The organism is Oceanitalea stevensii, assembly GCF_014837105.1.
Taxonomy (GTDB): domain Bacteria; phylum Actinomycetota; class Actinomycetes; order Actinomycetales; family Actinomycetaceae; genus Oceanitalea; species Oceanitalea stevensii.
Window position 1 is genome coordinate 75,470 of the sequence record NZ_JACSPO010000002.1, and the last position, 25,357, is coordinate 100,826.

The 25,357-nt window shown below is 70.5% G+C and carries 27 protein-coding genes; 11 read left to right on the forward strand and 16 right to left on the reverse strand.

All coding sequences use genetic code 11. The features are described 5' to 3' along the window. The 10 genes from H9624_RS06450 to nrdH all read right to left on the reverse strand — a co-directional run. Positions 1 to 388 (reverse strand): SDR family NAD(P)-dependent oxidoreductase (locus tag H9624_RS06450; protein ID WP_251839074.1); only part of this gene is annotated, 388 nt, incomplete at its 3' end. Positions 389 to 488: 100 nt separating this feature from the next. Further along, the gene (locus H9624_RS06455; RefSeq protein ID WP_251839075.1) at positions 489 to 1,055 is read right to left on the reverse strand and encodes a hypothetical protein; all 567 of its coding nucleotides are present in this window, start codon (positions 1,053 to 1,055) and stop codon (positions 489 to 491) included. Positions 1,056 to 1,139: 84 nt separating this feature from the next. Further along, entirely contained in the window at positions 1,140 to 1,517 is a 378-nt protein-coding gene (locus H9624_RS06460) for a DUF4260 family protein (RefSeq protein ID WP_251839076.1), read from the reverse strand. Between the two features lie 346 nt (positions 1,518 to 1,863). Further along, a complete protein-coding gene (locus H9624_RS06465; protein WP_251839077.1) occupies positions 1,864 to 2,448 on the reverse strand; it encodes a P-loop NTPase family protein in 585 nt (194 codons plus the stop codon). A 38-nt stretch (positions 2,449 to 2,486) separates the two neighbouring features. Beyond that, entirely contained in the window at positions 2,487 to 3,326 is an 840-nt protein-coding gene (locus tag H9624_RS06470) for an SDR family oxidoreductase (protein WP_251839078.1), read from the reverse strand. A gap of 143 nt (positions 3,327 to 3,469) precedes the next feature. Continuing rightward, the gene (nrdF, locus tag H9624_RS06475) at positions 3,470 to 4,447 is read right to left on the reverse strand and encodes a class 1b ribonucleoside-diphosphate reductase subunit beta (RefSeq protein ID WP_251839079.1); all 978 of its coding nucleotides are present in this window, start codon (positions 4,445 to 4,447) and stop codon (positions 3,470 to 3,472) included. Next, complete coding sequence (locus tag H9624_RS16855) at positions 4,444 to 5,217, reverse strand: NUMOD3 domain-containing DNA-binding protein (protein ID WP_251839080.1); 774 nt, start codon at positions 5,215 to 5,217, stop codon at positions 4,444 to 4,446. Before H9624_RS16855 ends, nrdF begins: the two co-directional genes overlap by 4 nt. Before the next feature lie 40 nt (positions 5,218 to 5,257). Then, on the reverse strand, positions 5,258 to 7,381 hold the full coding sequence (gene nrdE / locus H9624_RS06485; protein WP_251839081.1) for a class 1b ribonucleoside-diphosphate reductase subunit alpha: 2,124 nt from the start codon (positions 7,379 to 7,381) through the stop codon (positions 5,258 to 5,260). Continuing rightward, the gene (gene nrdI, locus H9624_RS06490; RefSeq protein WP_251839082.1) at positions 7,378 to 7,794 is read right to left on the reverse strand and encodes a class Ib ribonucleoside-diphosphate reductase assembly flavoprotein NrdI; all 417 of its coding nucleotides are present in this window, start codon (positions 7,792 to 7,794) and stop codon (positions 7,378 to 7,380) included. Before nrdI ends, nrdE begins: the two co-directional genes overlap by 4 nt. A 95-nt stretch (positions 7,795 to 7,889) precedes the next feature. After that, positions 7,890 to 8,135: a glutaredoxin-like protein NrdH gene (gene nrdH / locus H9624_RS06495; RefSeq protein ID WP_110853410.1), complete on the reverse strand. Its 246-nt coding sequence runs from the start codon at positions 8,133 to 8,135 to the stop codon at positions 7,890 to 7,892. Between the two features lie 447 nt (positions 8,136 to 8,582). Here nrdH and H9624_RS06500 point away from each other — a divergent pair, with 447 nt between their 5' ends. From H9624_RS06500 to H9624_RS06530, 7 genes are all read left to right on the forward strand, one after another. Beyond that, on the forward strand, positions 8,583 to 9,032 hold the full coding sequence (locus H9624_RS06500) for an S-ribosylhomocysteine lyase (protein ID WP_504740244.1): 450 nt from the start codon (positions 8,583 to 8,585) through the stop codon (positions 9,030 to 9,032). After that, positions 9,029 to 9,784, forward strand: coding sequence for a 5'-methylthioadenosine/S-adenosylhomocysteine nucleosidase (mtnN, locus tag H9624_RS06505; protein WP_251839083.1), 756 nt, complete (start codon positions 9,029 to 9,031; stop codon positions 9,782 to 9,784). Before H9624_RS06500 ends, mtnN begins: the two co-directional genes overlap by 4 nt. Positions 9,785 to 9,840: 56 nt before the next feature. Beyond that, on the forward strand, positions 9,841 to 10,320 hold the full coding sequence (locus tag H9624_RS06510) for a hypothetical protein (RefSeq protein WP_251839084.1): 480 nt from the start codon (positions 9,841 to 9,843) through the stop codon (positions 10,318 to 10,320). 73 nt (positions 10,321 to 10,393) lie between these two features. After that, entirely contained in the window at positions 10,394 to 12,124 is a 1,731-nt protein-coding gene (locus H9624_RS06515) for a BCCT family transporter (RefSeq protein WP_251839085.1), read from the forward strand. 121 nt (positions 12,125 to 12,245) lie between these two features. After that, the gene (locus tag H9624_RS06520; protein WP_251839086.1) at positions 12,246 to 13,946 is read left to right on the forward strand and encodes a carbon starvation CstA family protein; all 1,701 of its coding nucleotides are present in this window, start codon (positions 12,246 to 12,248) and stop codon (positions 13,944 to 13,946) included. Further along, on the forward strand, positions 13,943 to 14,218 hold the full coding sequence (locus tag H9624_RS06525; RefSeq protein WP_251839087.1) for a cory-CC-star protein: 276 nt from the start codon (positions 13,943 to 13,945) through the stop codon (positions 14,216 to 14,218). The genes H9624_RS06520 and H9624_RS06525 overlap by 4 nt, the downstream gene beginning before the upstream one ends. After that, positions 14,209 to 15,198, forward strand: coding sequence for an ArsA family ATPase (locus tag H9624_RS06530; protein WP_251839088.1), 990 nt, complete (start codon positions 14,209 to 14,211; stop codon positions 15,196 to 15,198). The genes H9624_RS06525 and H9624_RS06530 overlap by 10 nt, the downstream gene beginning before the upstream one ends. A 10-nt stretch (positions 15,199 to 15,208) precedes the next feature. Here the strand turns inward: H9624_RS06530 and H9624_RS06535 are convergent, their stop codons facing one another. Continuing rightward, positions 15,209 to 16,198 (reverse strand): ABC transporter permease subunit, encoded by a 990-nt coding sequence (locus tag H9624_RS06535; protein ID WP_251839089.1) that lies wholly within the window; start codon positions 16,196 to 16,198, stop codon positions 15,209 to 15,211. Next, a complete protein-coding gene (locus tag H9624_RS06540; RefSeq protein ID WP_251839090.1) occupies positions 16,195 to 17,181 on the reverse strand; it encodes an ABC transporter ATP-binding protein in 987 nt (328 codons plus the stop codon). Before H9624_RS06540 ends, H9624_RS06535 begins: the two co-directional genes overlap by 4 nt. 180 nt (positions 17,182 to 17,361) lie before the next feature. On the opposite strand from H9624_RS06540, the gene H9624_RS06545 reads away from it, so the two are divergent. From H9624_RS06545 to H9624_RS06560, 4 genes are all read left to right on the forward strand, one after another. Next, on the forward strand, positions 17,362 to 18,345 hold the full coding sequence (locus tag H9624_RS06545) for a diaminopimelate dehydrogenase (RefSeq protein ID WP_251839091.1): 984 nt from the start codon (positions 17,362 to 17,364) through the stop codon (positions 18,343 to 18,345). Positions 18,346 to 18,535: 190 nt separating this feature from the next. Beyond that, positions 18,536 to 19,168, forward strand: coding sequence for a hypothetical protein (locus H9624_RS06550; protein ID WP_251839092.1), 633 nt, complete (start codon positions 18,536 to 18,538; stop codon positions 19,166 to 19,168). Between the two features lie 29 nt (positions 19,169 to 19,197). After that, positions 19,198 to 19,875 (forward strand): signal peptidase I, encoded by a 678-nt coding sequence (locus H9624_RS06555; protein ID WP_251839093.1) that lies wholly within the window; start codon positions 19,198 to 19,200, stop codon positions 19,873 to 19,875. A gap of 41 nt (positions 19,876 to 19,916) precedes the next feature. Then, positions 19,917 to 21,419 carry a peptide MFS transporter gene (locus tag H9624_RS06560; protein WP_251839094.1) on the forward strand — a complete coding sequence of 501 codons (1,503 nt, stop codon included), beginning with the start codon at positions 19,917 to 19,919 and terminating at the stop codon, positions 21,417 to 21,419. Here the strand turns inward: H9624_RS06560 and H9624_RS06565 are convergent. The 4 genes from H9624_RS06565 to H9624_RS06580 all read right to left on the reverse strand — a co-directional run bounded on the left by H9624_RS06565 (position 21,412) and on the right by H9624_RS06580 (position 25,270). Beyond that, positions 21,412 to 21,531: a putative transporter small subunit gene (locus tag H9624_RS06565; protein WP_251839095.1), complete on the reverse strand. Its 120-nt coding sequence runs from the start codon at positions 21,529 to 21,531 to the stop codon at positions 21,412 to 21,414. The genes H9624_RS06560 and H9624_RS06565 overlap by 8 nt on opposite strands. Positions 21,532 to 21,540: 9 nt before the next feature. Continuing rightward, entirely contained in the window at positions 21,541 to 23,223 is a 1,683-nt protein-coding gene (locus tag H9624_RS06570; RefSeq protein WP_251839096.1) for a sodium:solute symporter family protein, read from the reverse strand. Between the two features lie 317 nt (positions 23,224 to 23,540). Next, positions 23,541 to 24,011: a PPOX class F420-dependent oxidoreductase gene (locus tag H9624_RS06575; protein WP_251839097.1), complete on the reverse strand. Its 471-nt coding sequence runs from the start codon at positions 24,009 to 24,011 to the stop codon at positions 23,541 to 23,543. 38 nt (positions 24,012 to 24,049) lie between these two features. Further along, positions 24,050 to 25,270: a hypothetical protein gene (locus H9624_RS06580; protein ID WP_251839098.1), complete on the reverse strand. Its 1,221-nt coding sequence runs from the start codon at positions 25,268 to 25,270 to the stop codon at positions 24,050 to 24,052. Between the last annotated feature and the right edge of the window lie 87 nt (positions 25,271 to 25,357).

Consider the following 25,357-nt stretch of genomic DNA (forward strand, 5'->3'; position numbering starts at 1 on the left):
CCCGCCCGCCCCCCCCCCCCCCCCCCCCCCCGGGTCCCGACACGGAGGAGACGTTGACGATCCGGCCGTAGCCAGCAGCCTGCATGAGGCGCACGACGGCGCGGGTCATGAGGAACGTCGTCATGAGGTTCCGGTCCAGGGAGGCGTGCCAGTGGTCCAGGGAGAGCCGGCCGGCCGCCCCCGAGGCGTACGAGCCGGACACGGCAGTCATCCCGGCGTTGTTGACGAGGATGTCCACGCCGCCGAAGGCGTCCAGTGCGCACGCGACGACGGCGTCCACGCCGCCCTGGTCGGTGAGGTCGGCGACCACTCCTTCCGCGTCGATGCCCTGGGCCCGCAGCTCCGAGACTCGCCGGAAGATGCGGTTCGTCGTCGACGTGATCACCACCCGACGTCCGCCGGCACACCGAGGAGACGTGCCGCTGCGAAACCGATTCCCTGCGTGCTTCCCGCGCCGGTGACGATGGCGACCCGCTGCCTCTGCGTGCTCATGGTGACACCTTCCGTTGTTGTGGCACTGCCGCGCCGTCGTCGGGGTCCTCGCCTCCGCCTGCGTCGAACTGAGCCATGACCAGGGCGGCCGTGCTCGCGAACCCGGACGCGAGGAGGAGGAGCAGCGAGGGGACGAACTCGGCGGGTCGCGGAACCCACCCGCCGAGCGCCCAGGGCAGGACCATGGCGGCCAGGACCGCTGCGCTCGTCACCCACTCGTTGATCACGAACGCGTGGGACATCCCGGACCTGCCACCGGCCAGCGTGCGACGTCCCGTCTCGACGGTCAGCACGACGAGGACCGTGCCGAGGACGGCGAACGTGATCGCGCCCCAGAGCCGGTCCGTCGCCGCCAGGAAGAGCGGGACGAACAGCGGGATCGAGTAGGCGGTGAAGACCCATCGCGTGCCGGACCGGAGGTACACGTCCGTGGCACGGGAAGCGGTCATCCGGCGGTGCATGCTGGAGTCGATGTAGAAGAACACCCCGACGATGAAGGTTCCCAGGAGCGTGCCGGACACCCCAGCCAGGCTCAGCAGGAACTCCTGGTCCACCGCGGTCATGAGCGTTCCCCCTCTGTCTGGGCGACTCGCCGGGCACAGCGCGACGCGCTGTGGGGTCCGGTCCTGCTCGTCACCCGCACGGCGTCACCGAACTCGAGGTCGCGGCCCGATCCGGCCGAGATGCGTATGGGTGAAGCCCTCGTCGAGCTTGAGTCCGTAACCGAGCGCTCGGTCGACCGCGACGTGGAAGGCCCAGCACGCCGCGACGAGGAGGAGCCAGACCACCCGGTGGTCCGCGACGAGCAGGGCGAGGTACAGCGCCGACGTCATCGCCGGACCGGCGTAGCTGTGGACCGCGTTGTACGAGACTGCACCGGCACGTGAGCCACGGAGGTACCCGACGGCGGAGAGGTCGAAGAGGAGGAAGGCGGCGAGGAGCAGCCACCACGGCTGCCCGAGGGCCACCATCGCGAGAAGGATCGCGACGGCGACGGCAGCGTTCTCGACTCGCTGGACCGTCATGGCCATGTCAGTCCTCACCACCGGGACCTCGCCGCCCCTGTCGGGTGGTCCACCGCGGCTGCTCACGCGGCCGGCATCGACGACCTGCCGGTCGATCCCGGGCTCAAGGGTACGCATCGAAGGCTCCTCTCCGCCGTCGCAGCCCGCCACGTCCACGTCGATCCGTCCCGGAGCTCCGTGTGCAGGAGAACCAGGTGGACCGAGGCGACGGCGGTGCGTGCAGGGCCCGGACGGTCCGCTTGCCGCCGGCTCCTGAGATCCCTCAGGCTCGCACCGGTGGCAGGCCCTTCGCGTCGGTAGAAGCCCCTTAGAACGTGATCGCGCGGATCGCGCTCGCCCGGGTCCCTCAGTGGTCACCCGCACGAGACCCGACCGCTGCCCGGAGCGGTCCGTCCACCCAGCGGGTGACCTCCCTCGGCGAGCGGAGGCGGACGACGACGAGGTGAGGAGCATGCTCCTCGAGCTGCGGCACCCGGACGCGGAGCTTGCCGCGGGTGTGCACAGCCCAGCGCACGACGTGCTCGCGGTCGGTGAGGACCGTCCACAGCGGTGGCTCCACGTTGCCGTTCCACAGCTCCTCCCGGCGCACCCGGCGCCCGACCGTGCGGCGCAGCAGGCGGGGAAGGGTGACGGTGGTGAAGGGCAGGTCGAGCCAGACGAGGAGGTCGGCACGCGCGGCGAGGATCGGACGGGCCTCGGAGTACTGCCACTCGGTGGTCCAGGCGTCCTGGGCGGCGAACGCACGGACGTCGTCGAGGAACTCCGTCCGCGGCACCCAGCCGGGACCGTGGAAGAGCGCGTCGATCTCCGTGTGCGGGGCACCGACGAGGGAGCCGACCCGCCGCGCGAGCGTCGTCTTGCCGGCACCCGACACCCCCGCCACCAGGACCCGCCGGGGACGGCGCGGGAGGGGGTCGTCGTGGCGCAGCACGCCCGGAATGCTACGCGGCGGGCCGTCGGGTGGGGAGGCTAGCCCTCGGCGCCGGCCATGAGCTGCCCGAAGTACTCCCCGACCGTCGCGTCGGCCCAGCTCCAGGCGTCCTCCCCGCGGAGCACGACGTCGCTGCCTCCGTCGCAGTAGATGGTCTGCCCCGCGCAGTGGCTGTTCTCCACGGACGTCAGCCAGATGCACAGGTTGGCGATCGACTCGGGGGGCTGGTGGTAGTTCAGCGGCATCGGCACGACGGCGTCGACGAAGGCGGTGGACTCGGGCGACGCGAGGAGCTCCTCGGTCATCGGCGTGGTGACGATGCCCGGCCCGACGGCGTTGAGCGGGATCCCCGCGCCGGCCCACTCCGCCGTGACGGACTGTGCCCGCACCCAGCGGGAGATCGCCCGCTTGGACGAGGCGTAGATGAGGTTGCCGGTCTGCGGGTCCGCCGCCAGCTGCTCGGCGATCTCCCGGGCGGTGGCCTCGTCCGCGCCGAGGAGGGCCTCGACGAGCGGCGGGCAGTTCGGCTGCAGCGAGGACATCGAGCTGACGACGACGGCCCGGGGGGCCTCGGACTGCGCCAGCGTGGGTCGCAGCGCGGTGAGGAGCTCGGTGACGCCGTAGTAGTTGACCGACACCGTGAGCGCGCTCGGCAGCGAGACCCCGGCCGAGGCGATCACCGCGTCGACCCTCCCGCCGGTGGCCTCGAGCACCGCGGCGACCGCCTCCTGGCGCCCGGCCGGCGTCGAGAGGTCCGCGGTGACGTCCGAGCCGCGCAGGTCGACCCCCACGACGGTCGCTCCCGCCTCACGCAGCAGTCGCGCGGCCGTGGCGCCGATGCCTGAGCCGGCGCCGGTGATGACGTAGGTGCGAGCCATGGGATCCTCCGATGTTCGGTGTGGTCCCCACTCTTGCGGACCGGGGGCGCCCGAACGACGGCCGAAGGTCCCGCGCTCCCCTCCCGGAAACACCGAGAGCTGGACTGCGCGCGGCAGTCCAGCTCTCGGTGACCGGGCTGGGTCTAAAAGTCCCAGTCCTCGTCCTCGGTGTCCACGGCCTTGCCGATGACGTAGCTGGACCCGGAGCCGGAGAAGAAGTCGTGGTTCTCGTCGGCGTTGGGGCTCAGCGAGGAGAGGATCGCCGGGTTGACGTTGGTCTGGTCCTTGGGGAACAGGCCCTCGTAGCCGAGGTTCATCAGCGCCTTGTTCGCGTTGTAGCGCAGGAAGGCGTTGACGTCGTCGGTGAGGCCGAGGGGACCGTAGAGGTCCTCGGTGTACTGCTCCTCGTTGTCGTAGAGCTCCAGGAGCAGCTCGAAGGTGTAGTCCTTGAGCTCCTGGCGCCGCTCCGGGGAGGCCGTCTCGATGGCCTTCTGGAACTTGTAGCCGATGTAGTACCCGTGCACGGCCTCGTCGCGGATGATGAGGCGGATGAGGTCGGCCGTGTTGGTGAGCTTGGCCCGGGAGGACCAGTACATCGGGGCGTAGAAGCCCGAGTAGAAGAGGAACGACTCGAGCATCACCGAGGCGACCTTGCGCTTCTCGGGGTCGTCGCCGCGGTAGTACTCCATGATGATCGCGGCCTTGCGCTGGAGGTGCTCGTTCTCCTCCGACCACGCGAAGGCGCCGTCGATCTCCCGCGTCGAGATGAGCGTGGAGAAGATCGAGGAGTAGCTCTTCGCGTGCACCGACTCCATGAAGGCAATGTTCGTGTACACCGCCTCCTCGTGGGGCGTGACGGCGTCGGGGATGAGGCTGACCGCGCCGACCGTGCCCTGGATGGTGTCGAGCAGCGTGAGCCCGGTGAACACCCGGGTGGTCATCGTCTGCTCGGCCTCGTTGAGCGTGTTCCACGACTGGATGTCGTTGGACAGCGGCACCTTCTCGGGCAGCCAGAAGTTCCCGGTCAGGCGGTCCCAGACCTCGACGTCCTTCTCGTCCTGCACACGGTTCCAGTTGATGGCCTGGACCCGGTCGACGAGCTTGAGCTTCTCCACAGTCACGGCGCTTCCCTCTCTTCTCTCCAGTCGGCCGGGGACGCCGCCGACTCTTGGCAGTACTGGCAGGTCTCACTGACCTTGCCTTTGTTGGTGTGGTGTCGTGTATGAGCGTTTCGTCTGCTGCTGGGCATCGGCCGTCCTCTCAGCGCGGCCGAAACCCTTGCACGCGCCTCAGCGCTCGGCGTTTTCCCATAGTTTGGGTTCCGCTCTCCACGACGAGCCTCCGACAGCGCCTGACGCTGCTCCGGAGTCATCACGTGTCCGTAGGAGGGATGGTCCGGGCCAAACCTCCCGAAGTTGGGGTTCTTCGCTCCAAGATTCATCCCCCGCCGAGAAAGTGACCACGCCTCGCGCTGCTCGGCAGTGTGACTCTTCCCAAAGAAGGTGTTAGCGGCACCGAAACGACTGGTCCCCGGCCGGCCGGTGGAGCGCTGTCGAGCAGCCTCGCGCTGCTCGTCGGTCCACACGGCTCCGGTCGGGCCCAGACCGCCGTCGGTCAGGTTGAGCAGGCGATCTCCAGCCGCACGGCGCTCAGAGATCCAGCGCACCTCCGCCATGCCCAAGTCTTCACGGGTCGTGGTGATCGTCTCCAGTAGATCGACCTCGACGTTCTCAGCACCCTCTCGCCTTAGCCAGTCATAGAACGGCGTCTTGCGTCCTTGGCGTGCATTGCTGAGGTGTCGACGAAGCCGCCGTCGCACGGAGTACTGAGTCATACCGATGTACCGGTACTCAGTCGCGCCCACCTTGCGAATACCGTAGACGTAGCCCACGGCACCATTCTTGGGCGCAACCGAGTTCACGGCATCACACCTACAACGTGCAGCTGACGCAGTTTTCCACTTCCGTCCCCTGAAGCGCCATCTGCCGCAGGCGGATGTAGTAGAGGGTCTTGATGCCCTTGCGCCAGGCGTAGATCTGCGCCTTGTTGAGGTCGCGCGTGGTGACGGTGTCCTTGAAGAAGAGCGTCAGCGACAGGCCCTGGTCCACGTGCTGCGTGGCCGCGGCGTAGGTGTCGATGATCTTCTCGGGACCGATCTCGTACGCGTCCTCGTAGTACTCGAGGTTGTCGTTGGTCATGTAGGGCGCCGGGTAGTACACGCGCCCGAGCTTGCCCTCCTTGCGGATCTCGATCTTCGACACGATCGGGTGGATCGAGGAGGTCGAGTTGTTGATGTAGGAGATCGAGCCGGTGGGCGGGACGGCCTGGAGGTTCTGGTTGTACAGGCCGTGCTCCTTCACCGAGGCGGCCAGCGCGCGCCAGTCCTCCTGCGTGGGGATGTGGACGCCGGCGAAGAGCTCACGCACCCGCTCGGTCTGCGGCACCCACTCCTGCTCGGTGTACTTGGTGAAGAACTCACCGCTCGCGTAGGCGGAGCGCTCGAAGCCCGCGAAGGACCGGCCCCGCTCGATCGCCAGCTTGTTCGACGCGCTGATCGCGTGGAAGGCCACCGTGTAGAAGTAGATGTTGGTGAAGTCGATGCCCTCCTCCGAGCCGTAGTACACCCGCTCGCGGGCGAGGTAGCCGTGGAGGTTCATCTGGCCCAGGCCGATGGCGTGGGACTCGTCGTTGCCCTTCTGGATCGAGGGCACCGAGGTGATGTGCGTCTGGTCGGAGACCGCAGTCAGCGCGCGGACGGCCGTGCTGATCGTCTTGCCCAGGTCCGGGGAGTCCATCGCCTTGGCGATGTTGAGCGAGCCGAGGTTGCACGAGATGTCCTTGCCGACCTCCGCGTAGGAGAGGTCGTCGTTGAACGACGACGGCGTGGACACCTGGAGGATCTCCGAGCACAGGTTCGACATGCTGATCCGGCCGTCGATCGGGTTCGCGGCGTTGACCGTGTCCTCGAACATCACGTACGGGTAGCCGGACTCGAACTGGATCTCGGCGATCGTCTGGAAGAAGTCGCGCGCCTTGATCGACGTCTTCTTGATGCGGTCGTCGGCGACCATCTCGTCGTACTTCTCCGTCACGCTGATCTCGGAGAAGGGAACCCCGTAGACCCGCTCGACGTCGTACGGCGAGAACAGGTACATGTCGGCGTTCGTCTTGGCGAGCTCGAAGGTGACGTCGGGGACGACGACGCCGAGCGAGAGGGTCTTGATGCGGATCTTCTCGTCCGCGTTCTCCCGCTTGGTGTCGAGGAACTTCATGATGTCGGGGTGGTGGGCGTTGAGGTACACCGCACCGGCACCCTGACGCGCCCCGAGCTGGTTGGCGTAGGAGAAGGAGTCCTCGAGGAGCTTCATCACGGGGATGACGCCGGAGGACTGGTTCTGGATGCGCTTGATCGGCGCACCCGCCTCACGGAGGTTGGTCAGCGAGAGGGCGACCCCACCGCCACGCTTGGAGAGCTGGAGCGCGGAGTTGATGCCGCGGGCGATCGACTCCATGTTGTCCTCGGTGCGCAGGAGGAAGCAGGAGACGAGCTCGCCGCGCGAGGACTTGCCGGCGTTGAGGAAGGTCGGCGTGGCCGGCTGGAACCGTCCGGAGATGACCTCCTCGACGATGTCGAGCGCCACCTGCTCGTCCCCGGCCGCGAGCGCGAGGGCCACCATGACGACCCGGTCCTCGAAGCGCTCGAGGTAGGTCTTCCCGTCGAAGCTCTTGAGCGTGTACGACGTGTAGTACTTGAAGGCGCCGAGGAAGGACTCGAAGCGGAAGTCGAGGGAGTCGGCGAACTGCCAGACCCGGTCCAGGAACTCCGGGGAGTACTGCTCGAGCACCTCCTTCTCGTAGTAGCCCTCCTCGACGAGGTAGCGCAGGCGCTCCGCGACGCTGGGGAACGTGACGGTGCTCGGCTCGACGTGCTGACGGAAGTACGCGTCGACGGCCTGCCTGTCGGCGTCGAACTGGATGTTCCCGTCGGCGTCGTAGAGGTTGAGCATCGCGTTGAGGGCGTGGTAGTCGAGCTCCGGAGCCGCGCCCTGCGTCATGCCGATATCAGTGACCGTTGCTGCCAAAACTGTCCCAATCCCTCATGGACGCGCGAGACGTCCTCTGCTGTTCCGAGTAGTTCGAACCTGTACAGGTAGGGCACCTGGAGCTTCGCGGCGATGATGTCGCCGGCGATGCAGTAGGCGGTGCCGAAGTTCGTGTTCCCTGCCGCGATGACCGCGCGGCACAGCCGGCGGTTGTCGACGTCGTTGAGGAACTTGATGACCTGGCGGGGCACTGCCCCGCGCTGGTTGCCGCCCCCGTAGGTCGGCACGATGAGCACGTACTCCTCATCCACGGTGAGGAAGGGCTCCGTCGGCCGCAGCGGGATGCGGTGCGCCTCCAGGCCCAGCCGCTCCACGAAGCGGTGCGTGTTCTGGGAGGCCGACGAGAAGTAGACGAGGTTTCCCATGTCACCCCCTCGGGAGTCGGTTGCGTCGCCGGGCCGGGGCCCGGCTGGTCTCGGCCGGGTCGCCGGGTGAGGGCGACCCGGCCGAAGTCTGTGGGTCAGACCGCGACGGAGGCGGCCTGCGCCGCCAGCGCCTTGATCTTGTCGGGCCGGAAGCCCGACCAGTGGTCGCCGTCGGCGAAGACCACGGGAGCCTGCTGGTAGCCGAGCGCCTTGACGGTCTCGAGCGCCTCGGCATCGGTGGAGATGTCGACGACCTCGTACTCCAGCCCCTGCTTGTTCAGCGCGCGGTAGGTGGCGTCGCACTGCACACAGGACGGCTTGCTGAAGACGGTGATGCTCATCGGAGGATCTCCCCTCGGTTGCGGTTCCCCGCCGGCGGAGGCGGTGGAACGACAGGCGTGTAGTTCACTGGACGACTGGGCACGACACTACACCTAGTGGTCCGGCTTCGGAACAACCCCAAGGTGTTGTGTCGGCGAGTCGTGTTTTCGGCGTGTCATCCACAGCCCGCCGCGGTTTCTGTGCATCACGCTCCTCTTCCTGGGGACGGCCTGTGGAGCCCGTCGCGCCGCCTCGTCAGGCCCTGTCACCACCATCCCACCGAGCACTGACATCGCCGGTGACGACCGCCTGTGCACACCCGTCCTCGGCGTGTCGTCCACAGGTGGTGGACAGAGCTGAGGACAACCGTCGAGATCGCCGTCAGCGCCGGAGCGGGTGGCGAAACCCACACGCACCTGCCGGAGACAGGCCCAGACCCATCGCCCATGATGGGAAGCGTGAGGAAGATGAACGTCGAGAGCTTCAACCTCGACCACCGAGCCGTGAAGGCGCCCTACGTGCGCGTGGCGGACGCCAAGACCCTGCCGGGCGGTGACACGCTCACCAAGTTCGACATCCGCTTCTGCCAGCCGAACGTCGACCACCTCGAGATGCCGGTCGTGCACTCCCTCGAGCACCTCATGGCCGAGCACATGCGCAGCCACACCGACGCCGTCGTCGACATCTCGCCCATGGGCTGCCAGACCGGCTTCTACGCCCTCCTCCTGGAGACCGACCTCCCCGCCTTCCTCCCCCTGCTCGAGGCGACGCTCCGCGACGTCCTCGGCGCCGCGGAGGTGCCCGCCGCCAACGAGGTCCAGTGCGGCTGGGGCGCCAGCCACGACCTCGGCGGCGCACAGGACGCGGCCCGCGAGTTCCTCGACCGGCGCGACGAGTGGGAGCAGGTCCAGGCATGAGCGAGCTCTTCGGCGTCCCGGTCGCCCCCGGTGCCCCCCTCACGGCCCCGATCGCGACCGTCGACGCCGTCGTCGTCGCCGCCATGGACGAGGAGATCGCGCCCTACGAGCAGCGCGCGGACAGCCTGGCCCACCAGCGGCACGTCGGGATGGCGCGGTCCGTCATCGCAACCATCGGCGGACGCCAGCTGCTCCTCATCCGCTCGGGCATCGGCGGCGTCAACGCGGCGACCGCCACCGCCCTCGCCGTCCACGCCGTGCGCACCCCGCTCGTCGTCTCGACCGGGTCCGCCGGCGGCCTCGCCGACGGCGTGCGGGTGGGTGACGTCGTCGTCGGCGACGAGCACGCCTACGCCGGGGCCGACGCGACCGCCTTCGGCTACGCCCTGGGCCAGATGCCCGGCATGCCCGCCACGTACCCGGCGGTCGACACCCTCGTCGACCGCGCGCGGAACCGTCCCGGCGTGCTCGTCGGCGCGATGATCTCCGGTGACTCCTTCGTCGACGCCCGTACCGTCGACGCGCACCGGGCGACCTTCCCGCGAGCGCTCACGGCGGACATGGAGACCACGGCCATCGCCCAGGTCTGCTACTCCTTCGGCATCCCCTACCTCGCGGTGCGGGGCGTGTCCGACCTGTGCGGGCCCACCGCCGGTGACGACTTCCGCCTCGCCGTCGACGACGTCGCCGCCCTGGCCGCCGACGTCGTCCTCGACCTCCTCGACGTCCCCGCCCCCGTCCTCAACGGCTGACCCGCGACCGCTCCGCCTTCGGTGGTGGGCGGCGGGGCCGACCGTAGGATCGGGACGTGCTCACCTCCTGGTCCGCGCTGCTCCCGGTCATCGGCGTCATCGTCGTGCTCGCGGCGGGCGTCACGGTGGTCGTCGTGCTCCTCGTGCGGCGCAGCAGCAGTCAGCCGGGCCGGCTCGGACCTGTCGCCGCCCCGGGCCAGGCCGAGCGCAACGCGGCCGCCGGCCGCCTCGTCCACGAGCTCGACGACGCCGTCGCCCGGGCAGGCACCTCACTGCACTTCGCCCGGCTCCAGCTGAGCTCCGACGCCCCCGAGGAGCTGGCCGCCGCCGTCGAGGAGGCGCGGGCGAGCTCGGCGGCCCTCGCCGCCACCCTGGCCGGCACCCGCGACGGTGCGGCGCACGGCCCGGCCGGCACGGAGGTCGCCGGGCGCCTCACGTCCGCGCTCGCCCGGGCGGAGAGCGCCCACAGCCGGATCGCCGCAGCGGAGGCACGCGTGGTCGAGGAGACCCGCCGGCTGGAGCCCCCCGCGCGCTGACGCCTCCTCGTGCCCCCGCCACGGCCCCTCGGTACTGTCGCCGCAGGACCCCTGACGACGGAAGGACGCCCCCGTGGCCACGCCGCCCGAAACCTCACCCACGACACGACCGGAGCAGCCCGTCGACGACGGGCCACGCCGCTGGTACCAGTCGATCCACCCGCCGGTGTTCTGGCCCTCGATCGTCCTCATCCTCGCCTTCGTCGTCCTCGCCATCGTCGGCGGCGACGCCGTCGGGGAGACCATCTCGACGGTGCAGAACGGCATCGTCACCTACTTCGGGTGGTACTACACCGCGCTCATCTCCGCCTTCGTCGTCTTCGCCCTGTGGATGGGCCTGAGCCACTTCGGCGACATCCGCCTGAGCAAGGACGACGAGGGGCCCGAGTTCCGGCTCGGGTCCTGGCTCACCATGCTCTTCGCGGCCGGCATGGGCATCGGCCTGGTGTTCTGGGGGGTGGCCGAGCCGCTCAACCACTTCGCCGGGATCCCGAACCGCGCCTCGCGGATCGTCGCCGGCGACGCCGCCGGGGCGCAGGACTCCCTCGTCATCACCTTCCTCCACTGGGGGCTGCACCCCTGGGCGATCTACGTCGTCGTCGGCCTCGCGATCGCCTACGCCGTCCACGTGCGCAACCGGCCGATCTCGATCCGCTGGACCGTCGAGCCCGTGCTCGGCAAGCGGGCCAAGGGCTGGCTCGGCGACGTCATCGACGTCATCGCGGTCGTCGGCACCGTCTTCGGCATCGCGACGTCGCTGGGCCTGGGCGTCACGCAGATCGCCGGCGGGCTGGAGTTCCTCGACATCATCTCCACGCCGAGCAACATGGTCCTCGTCATCATCATCGGCATCGTCACCGGTCTGGCCCTCTTCTCCGTCGTCAGCGGCGTGACGAAGGGCATGAAGTGGCTGTCGAACATCAACATGTCGATGGCGGTGGCACTCATGATCTTCATCGCCGTCACCGGCCCGACGATGTTCCTGCTCCGCGAGCTCATCCAGGCCTCGGGCGCCTACTTCCAGAACCTCATCGCGCTGAGCTTCCGCACCTCTGCCCTCGCGGGCGAGCAGGGCATCGAGTGGCAGAGCTGGTGGACGGCCTTCTACTGGGGCTGGTGGATCTCCTGGGCGCCCTTCGTCGGCGTGTTCATCGCGCGGATCTCCAAGGGGCGCACCGTCCGCGAGTTCGTCATGGGCGTCCTCCTCGTGCCGACGGCCTTCAGCTTCGTGTGGTTCACCGTGCTGGGCGGCTCGGGCCTGTACCGGGAGCTCTTCGGCGGCGGCGGGATGGTGCAGACCGACGCCGAGGGCAACGCCGTCGTCGACGAGACGAACACGCTGTTCTTCCTTCTCGACGACCTGCCGGCGGCCGGGCTCGTCATCGGGGTGGCGATACTCATCGTCGTCCTGTTCTTCGTCACGTCCTCCGACTCCGGCTCCCTCGTCGTCGACATGCTCGCCTCGGGCGGCGAGGTCGAGCCGCCCGTGTGGAGCCGGGTGCTGTGGGCGGTGCTCGAGGGCGCAGTGGCGGTCGCCCTCGTCCTCGCCGGCGGCCTGACGGCGCTGCGCGGCGTCGCGATCTCGATCGCCCTGCCGTTCAGCATCGTCATGATCGTCATGTGTTTCGCCCTCGTCAGGCAGTTCCGGGTCGAGCGGCACAAGACCCTGCAGGCGGAGCTGCGGCTGCGTCGGGAGCAGTTCACCGCCCACGTGACCCAGACCCTGCAGGAGGACGGGCTCCTCGAGGAGGAGGCGAGCACCCCCGAGGTGGGTCGCCCGCGGCGTCGGCGTCGGCGCACCTGACGCCACGCTGCCCCGCGGTGTCCGCGGGGCCCCGCCACAGCCGCTATGGTGACCTGGATCACGGCCGGCGGCGGGGCACCCGCAGGCTCCACCGGTCGTCAACGACGAAGATCGGAGCGACGTGAACTCAGTGCTGCTCGCCGCCATCGGCATCGCCATGGTCCTCGCCGGGTACTTCCTCTACTCCAAGTACCTCGGCAGCAAGGTCTACCGGCTGAACGCCCACTTCCGCACGCCGGCCCACGAGCTCCAGGACGGCGTCGACTACGTGCCGACGAACAAGTACGTCCTGTGGGGTCACCACTTCACCTCCGTCGCCGGGGCCGCGCCGATCGTCGGGCCGGCGGTCGCCGTCATCTGGGGCTGGCTGCCCGCCTTCCTCTGGGTCACGCTCGGCACCGTCTTCTTCGCGGGCATGCACGACCTCGGCGCGCTGTGGGCGTCGATCCGCAACAGGGGCCAGTCCATCGGCACCCTCTCCGGCCGCTACATCGGCGCGCGGGGCCGCAACCTCTTCCTCGTCGTCATCTTCCTGCTGCTACTCATGGTCAACGCGGCCTTCGCCGTCGTCATCTCCGGCCTGCTCGTCAGCACGCCCACCTCCGTGATCCCGGTCTGGGGCGCCATCCTCGTCGCGCTCGTCGTCGGCCAGGCGATCTACCGGTGGAAGCTCCACCTCGTCGCCGTCTCCGTCATCGGCGTCGTCGCTCTCTACGCGCTCATCGTGCTGGGGGACAGCGTCCCCGTCGTCCTTCCCGACACGGTTCTCGGCCTGTCCGCCGAGGCCTTCTGGGTCGTCGTCCTCTTCCTCTACGCCGGCGTCGCCTCCGTCCTGCCGGTGTGGGTGCTGCTCCAGCCCCGCGACTACATCAACGGCCTGCAGCTCTTCGTCGGGCTCGGGATCCTCTACCTCTCCGTGTTCATCGCCTCGCCGGACTTCGTCGCCCCGGCGTTCAACAGCAACGTCCCGGAGGGGACGCCGAGCCTCGTCCCGCTCCTCTTCGTCACGATCGCGTGCGGCGCGATCTCCGGCTTCCACGGCATCGTCTCCTCCGGCACGAGCGCCAAGCAGCTGGACAAGGAGACCGACGCCCGCTTCGTCGGCTACTTCGGCGCCGTCGGCGAGGGGCTGCTGGCGCTCGGCTCGATCATCGCCGCGACCGCCGGCTACCGGACCCTCGCGGACTGGGAGGCGGTCTACTCCGCCTTCAACCAGGGCGGGGTCACCGCCTTCGTCGAGGGCGGCGGGAACATCATGAACGCCGGCCTCGGCATCCCGGCCTCGCTCAGCGCGACGATCCTCGCCACCATGGCCGTCCTCTTCGCGGCGACGACGATGGACACCGGCATCCGGCTCCAGCGCTTCGTCGTCCAGGAGTCCCTCGAGCTCGCCGGCCTGCGGCTGGGCAAGGGGGTCGCGACCGTGATCGTCCTCGTCGTCGGCATGGGGCTGGCCTTCGGCGCGGGGGCCGACGGCTCGGGCGGCATGGTGATCTGGCCGCTCTTCGGCACCACGAACCAGCTGCTCGCCGGCCTCACGCTGTCGATCGTCGCCGTCATCCTGCTGCGCAAGCGCCGGCCGGTGCTGCCCGTGCTCATCCCGCTCGTGTTCGTCATGGCGATGTCGCTGTTCGCGGCGATCGTCCAGGTGAGGACCTTCTACACCAGCGAGAACTGGCTCCTGCTCGTCCTCGACCTCGTCATCATCGTCGCGGCCATCTGGGTGATCCTCGAGGCGACCATCGCGATGACGAAGGCACGCAAGTCCCCTGCCGAGACCGACGACGAGAGCCTCGCGGTGGAGACCAGCGTCGACGGATGACCGAGCACCCCACCCGCCCGCCCGCGCGGGCCCGCCTCGCGGCGGGCCTGCGCGAGCTCTACGTCGGCCCGTACCGGCGCACCTTCGCCCGCGCCCAGCGCGACGAGGACGACCTCTTCACGATGATCGTCCTCGCCGAGGCGCTCGGCGTGCCCAACCCCGCGAGCTACTACACCGTGGAGCTGCTGCCCGTCATGTACGACCGCTTCCACGACTGGCACCGCCGCATGGGCATGGACCGCTCGCCGCTGGACCACCTCTCGTGCTGCTAGAGCTGGCCGCGCGGCGGCAGGTGCTCTTCGTCGGCGGGAAGGGCGGGGTGGGGAAGACGGCCGTCGCCTCCGCCGTCGCCCTCGCGCAGGCACGGGCGGGGCGGCGGGTGCTCGTCGTGTCAACCGACCCGGCCCACAACCTCGGCCACCTGTGGCAGCGGACGGTCGGTGACACCGTCGTCCCCCTCACCGACGGGCTCGACGGGCTGGAGATCGACCCGGCGAGGACCACCGACGAGCACCTCGCCGCCGTCGGGCACACGATGCGCCGCCTCATGCCCGAGCACCTGTCCGGCGAGGTGACCAAGCACCTCGAGCTCGCGCGGGACGCCCCCGGGACGCACGAGGCCGCCGTCCTCGAGCGGATCGCCGAGGTGCTCGAGGAGCCACAGCACGACCTCGTCGTCTTCGACACCGCACCGTCCGGGCACACCGCCCGCCTCATGACGCTGCCCGAGACGATGTCGGCGTGGACCGAGGGGCTGCTGCGGCGGCAGGACCGCTCCGCCCGTTTCGGGGCGGCGATGAGGGCCATGGACGACGACGGCGCAGCCGCGGACATCGTCGGCACCGGCCGGCGGCGGGACCGCCGGGAGGACCGCGACCAGGAGATCCGGCGGATCCTCCTGCGCCGCCGGACCCGCTTCGCCGCCCTGCGCGACCTCCTGGCCGACGGCGAGCGCACGGCCTTCGTCATCGTGCTCGCCGCCGAGCGGCTCCCGGCCCTGGAGACGGTCGAGCTCTACGGGAGGCTGCTGCGCGCCGGCGTCGAGGTCGGCGCGCTCGTGGTCAACAAGCGCTCCCCCGCGGACCGGGGGGAGTTCCTCGCCCGACGGCACGCGCAGGAGGAGGTGCACCTCGACACCGTCCGCGCCGCGCTGCCGCACGTCCCCCTCGTGCAGCTGCCCCTGCTCGCGGAGGACGTCGTCGGGGAGCGCGCGCTCGAACGCTTCGCCGAGGAGATCGCCCGCTCCCGCTGACCGTCGGGGCTCAGACGGCGTCGCGGCGACGGAAGACGACGGCGCCGAGGACGACGACGACGGCGGTGAGGACGAGCAGGTAGACCGCGCTGTGCCCGAAGGCCAGCGTGTGCTCGGTGAGGTCACACATCGTGCCGCCGGCCTCGGTCGTGCACTCCTCGGTGTAGTACATCGTCCCGTGACGGACCCACCCGTCGACGTTGATGACCGGCATCCAGGGCGCCATCCGCGGCACGAGTCCCTGGATCATCTGGCTGCCGATGAAGCCGACGACCACGACGCCCAGGACCCCGGCGGTGTGGCGCAGCAGGATGCCCAGCGCGGCGCCCACGAGCGCGCCGATGACCGCGAGGCCCACGATCCGCAGCGCCATCCACCCGGTGTCGGCCCACTGGGCGGCGCCCATCCCGGACACGAGGTCGAAGTGGTCGCCGATGAGCCACGAGCCGGCAGTGACGACGGCGACGGCGAGCACCGCCACCGGCACCACGCCGATGGCGGCCGCGGCCAGCTTGGAGGCGTACACCCGCAGGCGCCGCGGCTCGAAGCTCAGCCAGGTGCTCATCGCGCCGGTGCTGATCTCCGCCGCCGTGAAGGTCGCCCCGACGAGACCGACCGCGAACACGAGGAAGGTCGACGCGGCGCTGAGCGAGGAGGGCAGGGTCTCGTGAAGCGGTGAGGCGGTGAAGACGTACCACTCGCGCTCCGGGGCGGTCATCCCCTCGCAGCCCCAGTCCACGTCCTCACCGAGGCGCTCGGCCTCTGCGGCCTCGTCCTCCAGGCACTGGGCCCTGTCCTCCTCGCCGTGCTCCTCCCAGTACGCCAGCTCCTGCTCGTACATCTCCTCCGCCATGGCCAGGTCCTCGCCGGACATCGGCTGGGAGGAGTCCCACGCGGCCCACAGGACGAGCAGGGACGCGGCGAGCGCACCGAGCATCGTGAGGACGACGAGCTGCCGGGAGAAGAGCCGGCGCAGCTCGACGCGCAGCAGACGCATCATGCGGGGTCACCGCCGTCCGTCGTCGGGCTGGGCGTTCGGCCGTGCCGGCCGCCGGAGCCCTCGTCCAGGCCCTGGCCGGCGGTGAGGTCGAGGAAGACGCGCTCGAGGTCGACCCGCTCGGCGGTCAGCTCGTTGACGTACAGGCCCTGCTGGGCGAGCAGCTCGGTGACCCGCGCCGGGTCCTGGACCCCGCGCACCCGCAGCAGGCCACCGTCGACGCGGACCCGCAGTCCGGCGCGGGTGAGAACCTGCTCGGCCGCTGTGAGGTCCCCGACCCCGACCTTGATCGCGCCCGCCTCGGAGCGTGAGCCGATGACGTCGGCGACCCGCCCCTCGGCGAGCAGCCGGCCACGGCCGATGATGGAGACGGTGTCGGCGACCTGCTCGACCTCGGCGAGGATGTGGCTGGAGACGAGGACCGTCCGGCCCTCGTCGCCGAGGCGGCGCATGGTCTCGCGGATCTCCCGGATGCCGCCCGGGTCCAGGCCGTTGGTCGGCTCGTCGAAGATGAGCAGGTCGGGTGACTTGAGGAGCGTGGCGGCGATGGCCAGGCGCTGCTTCATGCCCAGGGAGTAGGTCCGGTACCGGTCCCCGGCCCGCTCGGACAGCGCCGTCGACTCGAGGACCTCGTCCACCCGGCCGGCCGGCGCCCCGATGGCACCGGCGAGCAGCTCGAGGTTCCGGCGCGCGGTGAAGGTGGGGAAGAACTTGGGCGACTCGACGATCGCGCCGACCCGGCCGATGACGTCCGGCAGCCGCGTGGGCACCTCCTGGTCGAAGATCCGCATGGTCCCGGAGTCGGGGCGGATGAGCCCGAGGAGCATGCGGATCGTCGTCGTCTTCCCCGAGCCGTTGGGGCCGAGGAAGCCGTGGACGCCGCCGACCGGGACGTGGAGGTCGAGGTTCTCGACGCCGACGCTGCCGCCACCGCGACGGCGGTAGGTCTTGCGCAGCGCGGAGGTGTCGACCGCGAGGTCGCTCATGCAGGGCTCCAGGGGAAGACGCAGACGGCCAGCGAGAGCCAGCCTTGGGGGAGGCTACCGGCTCGCGACCGCGCGGGACGGCGCTTTCGCGCGCGTCGTCGACAGGTGGGCGCACGCGCACGGCGCGCGTGGCCGTGCGTACGGTGGGTGCGGACCACCACCGACGGAGAGGGCAGCACCATGGGACAGCGACGCATCGCGATCGCCGGCTACGGGAACCTCGGCCGGGGCGTGGCCGCCGCCGTGGGGCAGAACGCCGACATGACGCTGCACGCCGTCTTCACCCGCCGCGACCCCTCGACGATCGACCCGCCCACGCCGCAGACCCCTGTCCTGCCCTGGGACGAGCTCCTCGACCACCGCGACGAGGTGGACGTCCTCGTCCTGTGCGGTGGTTCCAAGGACGACCTGCCGCAGCAGGGACCCGAGCTCGCCGCGCACTTCACCACGGTCGACAGCTTCGACACCCACGCCCGGATCCCCGAGTACGTCGCAGCCGTCGACGCCGCGGCACGGGCGGGCGGCAACACCTCGATCGTCGCGGTCGGCTGGGACCCGGGGATGTTCTCCCTCAACCGGCTGCTCGGTGAGGCGCTCCTCCCCGAGGGCGGGACCTACACCTTCTGGGGACCGGGACTCAGCCAGGGCCACTCCGACGCGCTGCGACGCGTTCCCGGGGTCGCTGCCGGCGTCCAGTACACGGTCCCCTCACCGGCGGCGATCGACGCGGTCCGCAGCGGCTCGCGACCCGAGCTCACCACCCGCGAGAAGCACACCCGCGAGTGCTACGTCGTCCTCGAGGACGGCGCCGACGCCGCGGAGGTGGAGCGGGCCGTCGTCACGATGCCGCACTACTTCGCCGACTACGACACCACCGTCACCGTCATCAGCGCCGAGGAGCTCGCGCGCGAGCACGCGGACATGCCCCACGGCGGCTTCGTCATCCGCAGCGGCACAACGGGCGGCGGCCACGACCAGGTGGTCGAGTACCGGCTCCAGCTGGGGAGCAACCCCGAGTTCACCGCGAGCGTGCTCGTCGCCTACGCCCGCGCGGCGGCCCGGCTCAACGAGCGGGGCGAGACCGGGGCCCTCACCGTGCTCGACGTCGCGCCCTCGCTGCTCTCGCCGAAGCCCGTCGACCAGCTCCGCGCCGAGCTGCTCTGACCCTCCTCCCTTGGAGTGAGCACCTCCTCCGAAGGGAGGAGTATGAGGCCTGCATGTGTCGTTCGGAAGGATGACAAAGGTCACAGGTGCGACCCCTTGCCGGGCCTGAACCCTCCCCGCAGACTTCATCCGTTCGCATGGATCTGCGACCCCCGGGCTTCGGCCCGGTGACTCCCATGGAGGGAACCCAATGGCTACGACGACTTCGACGTCCCGTTCCGCGCGCTACGCCAAGTGGCTGGCAGTCCCGCTCGGTCTCGTCATCAGCGCGGTGCTCGTCTGGCAGGCGTCCTACGCCGCCTTCACCGACACCACGGCCAACCGTGGCAACTCCTGGACCGCGGGCTCCGTGACGATCACCGACAACCGCGAGGGCGTGGCAATGTTCCAGGCCACCGACCTCGTCCCTGGTGCTGCGCCGGCAGGACAGACGATCACTGCCACCTACGAGGGCACGCTCGACGCCGACGTGAAGCTCTACGGTGAGGGGTTCAACGTCCTTGCCCCGACCAGCGCCGGGCTCCAGCCGGTCAGCGGCACGGAGAAGACGCTCGCCGACTACATCCATCTCACCATCGTCGGCAACGAGGGTGCGACCTTCGGCGCGGGCCCTCAGGGGGAGATCTTCCGCGGGACGCTCGCCGCGTTCGCCAGGGACTACGGCAGTGGCAACAGCAACCTGATCTACCGCGTCCCCGGCGGAGACATCCACGAGCAGGGAACCTTCAAGTTCACGTACTGGGTCGACGCAGGTGCGCCCAACTCGGTCCAGGGGCAGCAGGTCACCCTCGACTTCGTCGCCGCGGCCACGAGCACCCGCTGACCGGTCCGGTCACCGGGAAGGAGCCCGCCGTGAGCGAGGCACCTCCGAACCGGTGGGTCCGGCACACCGTCGCCCTGTGCGCGCGGTCGGTGCTGGCCACCGTGGCCGGACTCCTTGTCTGGACGGTGCTGCCGGTCCTCATCGGCTGGCATCCGACCGTCGTTCTCAGCGGTTCGATGGAGCCGGCGATCCGCACGGGTGACGTCGTCGTCACCCGCGAGATCCCCGCGAGCCGCTTGCGTCCGGGCCAGGTCCTCCTCGCCGATGCCCCCGGCGAGGAGGGCAGCCGGCTCCTCCACCGCCTCGACAGCACCGATGACGAGGGCGGCCTCGTCCTGCGCGGCGACGCCAACGCCGCGCCGGACACCCTGCCCGTCGCGGCGCAGGCGGTCCACGGGGTCGGCGTCCTGCGCGTCCCCTGGGTCGGACTGCCGTACGTCTGGGCAGCACAGGGGCGCTACGTCAACGTGGTGCTCACCGTGCTCGGCCTGGTTGCCTGCGCCCTGCTCGGCCGGGTCCGCGACGTCGACGGCCGCCACCGGGCCCCCGCCCACGCAGCCCCGGGACGGAGACGCACCTGGGGGCCCCTCGCCGCGGTCACGCTCCTCGCGGTGGCCGTCCCCTCGACGGGCAGTGCCGACGCGGCCTTCGCCTCCTCCGTCACCTTCTCCATGACCTTCACCACGCGGGCCCCCGAGACGCCCTGAGCAGATTGCGTCGCTCGGGGCACAGGCGGAGCATGGCTCCCATGGCTTCCGAGGACCCGGCAACCGCAAGCACGTCCCCCGCAGCGCCGGGGAGCACCGGTGAGGTCGGGGGCTTCCTCGGGCAGCCGCGCGGCCTGGCGAACCTCTTCTCCGTCGAGCTGTGGGAGCGGTTCTCCTTCTACGGCATGCAGGGCATCGTCCTGCTCTACATGTACTTCGAGACCACCCAGGGTGGTCTGGGGATCGACCGGACGGTCGCCGCCGGGATCGTCGGCGCCTACGGCGGGTCCGTGTACCTCTTCTCCATCCTCGGTGGCTGGGTGGCCGACCGTCTGCTCGGCTCCGAACGCACGATGTACGTCAGCGCCGTCCTCATCATGCTCGGACACGTCGCGCTGGCGGTCGTGCCGGGCGTCGCCGGTCTCGGCGCCGGTCTCATCCTCGTCGCGATCGGCTCCGGTGGCCTCAAGGCGACGATCACCAACCTCGTCGGTGCCCTCTACACCGAGGACGACCCCCGCCGGGACGCCGGCTTCTCCATCTTCTACATGGGGATCAACATCGGCGGACTGCTCGGCCCGCTCCTCACCGGCCTGGTCCAGGAGAGCTGGGGCTTCCACCTCGGCTTCGGCCTCGCCGCCGTCGGCATGGCCATCGGGCTCGTCCAGTACTCCCTGGCCCGCCGCCACCTGCCCCACCCCACGCGCCGCGTGCCCGACCCGCTGCCTCGCGAGCAGTACGGGCGGTACGGGGCGATCGCCGTCGGGACCGTCGTCGTCCTCGTCGTCGCCGTCCTCACCGGGCTCCTCACCCCCGGCAACCTGGCCGACGTCGTCGTCGTCGCCACCGCCGTCGCTGCCGTCGTGCTCTTCGCCATCCTCCTCACGAGCCGGAAGGTGCAGGGGGACGAGCACTCGCGGGTGGTCTCCTTCATCCCGATGTTCGTCGGCTCGGTGGCCTTCTGGGCGCTGTTCCAGCAGCAGTTCACCGTCATCACGATCTACTCCGAGACGCGCCTGGACCGCGACTTCACCCTGCCGCTGATCGGCGACTGGACGATGCCGATCCCGTGGGCACAGTCCTTCAACCCCTTCTTCATCATCGTCCTCGCGCCGGTCTTCGCGGCCCTGTGGACCCGGCTCGGACGCCGCCAGCCGACGACGCCGGTGAAGTTCAGCCTCGGCGTCATGCTCATGGGCGCGGCGTTCCTCGTCTTCCTGCCCATGGCCGGCACGGCGGCGGTGCCGGTGCTGTGGATCGCGCTCATCATGCTCGTCGCGACCTGCGGTGAGCTCCTGCTCTCCCCGGTGGGCCTGTCCCTGTCCACCAAGCTCGCACCGAAGGCCTACCCGGTGCTCATGGTGTCGCTGTTCTACCTGTCCGTGGCGCTGGGCACCGCGCTGTCCGGCTCGCTCGCCTCCTTCTACAGCGAGGACAACGAGGTGGCCTACTTCGGGACGCTGGGCGCCGTGACCATCGGCATCGGCCTGGTCCTGCTCGCCCTGGCGCCGCGGATCACGCGGGCCATGCGCGGCATCAGATGAGCTGGCGGCCCTCGCGGCGGGCCTCGCGCCAGTCGCGGAAGAAGCCGCGGGCGATCACGAAGAGCACGACCGCCACGGTCGCGGGCCACATGAGGACGTAGAAGGTGAGCATGTCTGCCTCTCAGCGGGTCGGGGTGGGGGCGGGGGTGTCGACGGCGTCGTCACGCTGGTCGAAGTCACCGGTACGGCGGGCGATGAGCGAGAAGTCGAAGTTCTCCCGGCTGCGCAGGGACACCGCCACGCACACGAGCGTGCTCACCGCGTAGGCGACCAGCGAGGCGCTGAGCACGGTGTAGTCGTGGAGGAAGCCGATCCCGAAGGGGGCGACGACGACGGTCGCCACGGTCCCGACCGCGAGCGCCACGCGCAGCCCGAAGAAGCCGAAGCACATGAGACCGAGGACGACGCCGACGCCGATGACGGCGAGGACGTCGACGAGGAGACCGACCGGGCCGCTCATCGGGACGAGCTCGAAGCGGACGGGCACGAAGAGCGCGATGGCGCTGAGCGTCGCGACGGTGAAGGCCGCGTTGGTGACCCGGGGCCAGTAGAAGCTGGCGATGACCGGGAACACGAGCGCACCCCACAGCGCGCCGACGAAGACGAGCAGGTCGAGGATGTTCATCTGCCCGCTGGCGAAGTACAGACCCGCCGCCGTCGCCACGATCATCGTCACCCGCCCGACGAGCAGCATGGTGCGCGGGTTGGCGCCGGTCCGGCCGGCGACGTTCTGGCCGTAGACGTCGGCCATCATGATCGAGCTCAGCGCCGAGAGGTCGGAGTCGGCGGTGGAGGACAGCGCACCGATGATCATGATGAAGAAGACCGCGAGCAGCACCGGCCCGAGGTAGGTGGTGGCCAGCTGCGGGATGAGGTTGTTGACGTCCCCGCCCGCCGGCTCGACCCCGAGGTACAGGGCGAGGACGCCGAGCATCCCGATGCCGATGATCGTCGCGCCGTAGCCGACGGTCGCCGTGACGAAGGTCGGCTTGATGAGGTCCTCGCGGACGGCGAAGAGCCGCTGGGCGATCGTCTGGTTGCCGATCGCGTAGGCGAGGACGGCCGCGATGTACGGAGCGCCCTGGTTGAGGAAGGCGTCGGAGGAGAAGAAGCTCTGCTGCTGCGGCGTCACGTGCGCCGCCGCGCCCTCGGTGAAGATCGCCGGACCGCCGGCGGCGAAGAAGATGACGGGGATGATGACGACGACGGCCCCGAGCATGGCCATCACCTGGGTGAAGTCGGTGAGCACGGAGGCCCGGAAGCCGGACCACAGCGTGTAGAGCAGGACGCCACCCGCGATGGTGACGATGCCCTGCTGGAAGCTGAAGGGCGAGAGCATGGCGACGAGCGCCCCGCCGGCGATGAAGTTCGAGGTGAGGCTGATGACGCTGCCCAGGACGTTGGAGCCGGCGAGCATGAGCTGGCTCGAGCGGCCGTGGCGGGCGTACATCACCTCGGCGAGGGTGTGCGCGCGGGGGGCGACCGTCCGGATGCGCCGCCCGAAGGGGTAGATGAACAGGATCATCAGCGCGCCCCACAGCCCGTAGTGGATGGGGCCGGAGACGCCGTAGGTGTACCCGGCGGTGGCCGAGGCGTACATCGAGGACGCCCAGATCCACGTCGCCGTCATCGAGGCCGCCGAGACGCCGAAGCCGATCTTCGAGCCGGCCGTCATGTACCCGTCGGCGTTCTCCTTCTTCTTCCTGATCGTGAAGGTGATGAGCAGCGTGCCGCCGTAGAAGAGGACGAGCAGCGCGATGATGAGGGGAGCGCTCAGCTGGCCTGCGGTTCCCTCGGGACTCATGGTCTTCCTCTCCTCGGCGGGCCGGGGCGGCCTCGCGGATCTCAAGGCACACGGGCGCGACGGCCCGCCGGACCGGCCCCGCAGGGCGTCCGCGCGTCCGTGCACACCGGCGCGTGCGGCTCCCCGACGTCGGGCCAGGAAGCCCGGTCAGCGCGCCAGGCAAGCTCTCCCGCCGTCTACGAGCGGGGGGCGCGGGCACCGACCAACGCGACGGACACTAGCAACATCGGTCAAGGAAGGCTAAACCGTCGGCGTGCATCCGGGCATGCGAAAGCCCGTTTTCCGCATGGTGACGGGGCTGGCGAGGCCGGTCGTGCTCAGGCGGGCGCGCGGTCCGGCGGGAAGCCGCCGGTGGCCACGGGCCCCCACCCGGTGACCGTGATGCGCAGCAGCGACTTGCCCTGGCGGCGCATCGCCTCGCGGTACTCCTGCCAGTCGGGGTGCTCGCCCGCGATGCAGCGGTAGTACTCGACGAGTGCGTCCTCCGCCTCGGGCGAGGGCATGTCGAGGACCTCCGCGGTCCCGTCGACCTGGACCCACGCGTCGTCCCAGTCGTCGGAGAGCACGAGGACGGAGGCTGCCGGGTTCCGCCGCAGGTTGACCGCCTTCGCGCGGTCCGGGTAGGTCGAGATGACGATCCTGCCCTCGGAGTCGACGCCGCCGGAGACGGGCGAGAGCTGGGGGCGGCCGTCGGCCCTGCTGGTGAGCAGGACGAGGTGGTGACGGTCCCGCACGAAGGCGAGGAGCTCCTCGCGGGTCACGCGGTCAGCGGTGGCGATGCGAGGCATGCGCACCATCGTAGGTGGGGCACGGGTGCCGCGCCGGGTCAGTCCCCGCGCATCCCGAGGACGAGCCACGAGCCGCCGAGCAGGAGCCCGCCGAGCATCACCATGAGTCCCAGCCCCTCGGGCCCGGACTCGGGGAGCTCCTCGAGCACCTCGGCCTCCGCCTCGTCCGTGGCGACGGCGGCCGCCGGCTCGGGCACCACCGCGGCCACCGTGAGCACCGGGGCGGGGAGCTCGAGCTGCTCCTCCGCCTCCTCCTGCGGCTCCTCGGGGGTCGTCCCGGGCACCGCCGGTGACGGCGCCGCCTCGGGGACCGGTGCCGGCTCGACCGCCGTCGGCGGCGCGTCGGTGAGGACGAGGACCACCTCGACGGCCCCTCCCGCGCCCGGGAGGGTCTCCACCGGTGCGCCGTCGACCTCGAGACGGTGCCCGTCGGCCGCGGTGACGGTGAGCACGACGGTGGCCACGCCGTCGACGTACTCGGCCGTCACCGGATGGGTGCCGGCGTCGAGAAGCTCGGCTCCGGCGTCGCGCACCACCTGGGTGGCGGCGTCGGGGACGACGACGGCGTCCTCGCGGCCCTCGCCGTCGAGCGAGGTGGGCGCGACGAGCTCGGCCGCGACACGCGGGTCGACGACGGAGCGGACCGGGGAGGTCGTGCCGTCGGGTCCGAGCAGCTCGTGGCCGGGGTCGGCGACGACGGCGAGCACGAGCTGAGCGGCGTCCCTGCCGAGGGCCGCGGCGCTGAGCTCGTACGAGCCGCCGTCGGGCGAGAGGCGTGCGGCCGCACCGAGCTCGTCGACGCGGACGCCGTCGACGAGCCACGTGAAGCCGCCGTCCCCGAGCGGCAACGTGTAGCCGGGGGCACCGTCGACGACGCCGAGCACCGGCTCGGGCACGACGACGAGGACCGGCCCGGAGTGCTCGGGCTCCTCAGGTGCGTCGCCAGTCGGTGCGTCGTCGACCGGCGTCTCCGCGGCCGGGGGTGCGTCGGTGGTGGGCTCCTCGAGCGGAGGCCCGTCGGTGGCCGGCTCCTCGACCGGGGGCACGGTCGGGGCGGTGTCCGCGGGGTCGTCCGGGCCGGGTTCCTGGGTCTCGTCCTCGGCCGGGGTAGGAGCCTCCTCGGCGGGGACCTCGGTGACGGGGTCCGGACCCGGCTCGAGCGGCTCGAGGTCGGCCCCGGGCAGCGCGGCGCCACCGGCGAGCAGGAAGGCGGCCGTGCCGGCAGCCCATCGGCTCGACCACGCGCTGGCGCTGATCACGGTGGGCTCCCCAGGGATGTCAGGCAGAAGAGGGCGCGCACGCGCCCACCGCACCTATCGGCACGCTCGAGGCACTTTCAAGGGGTT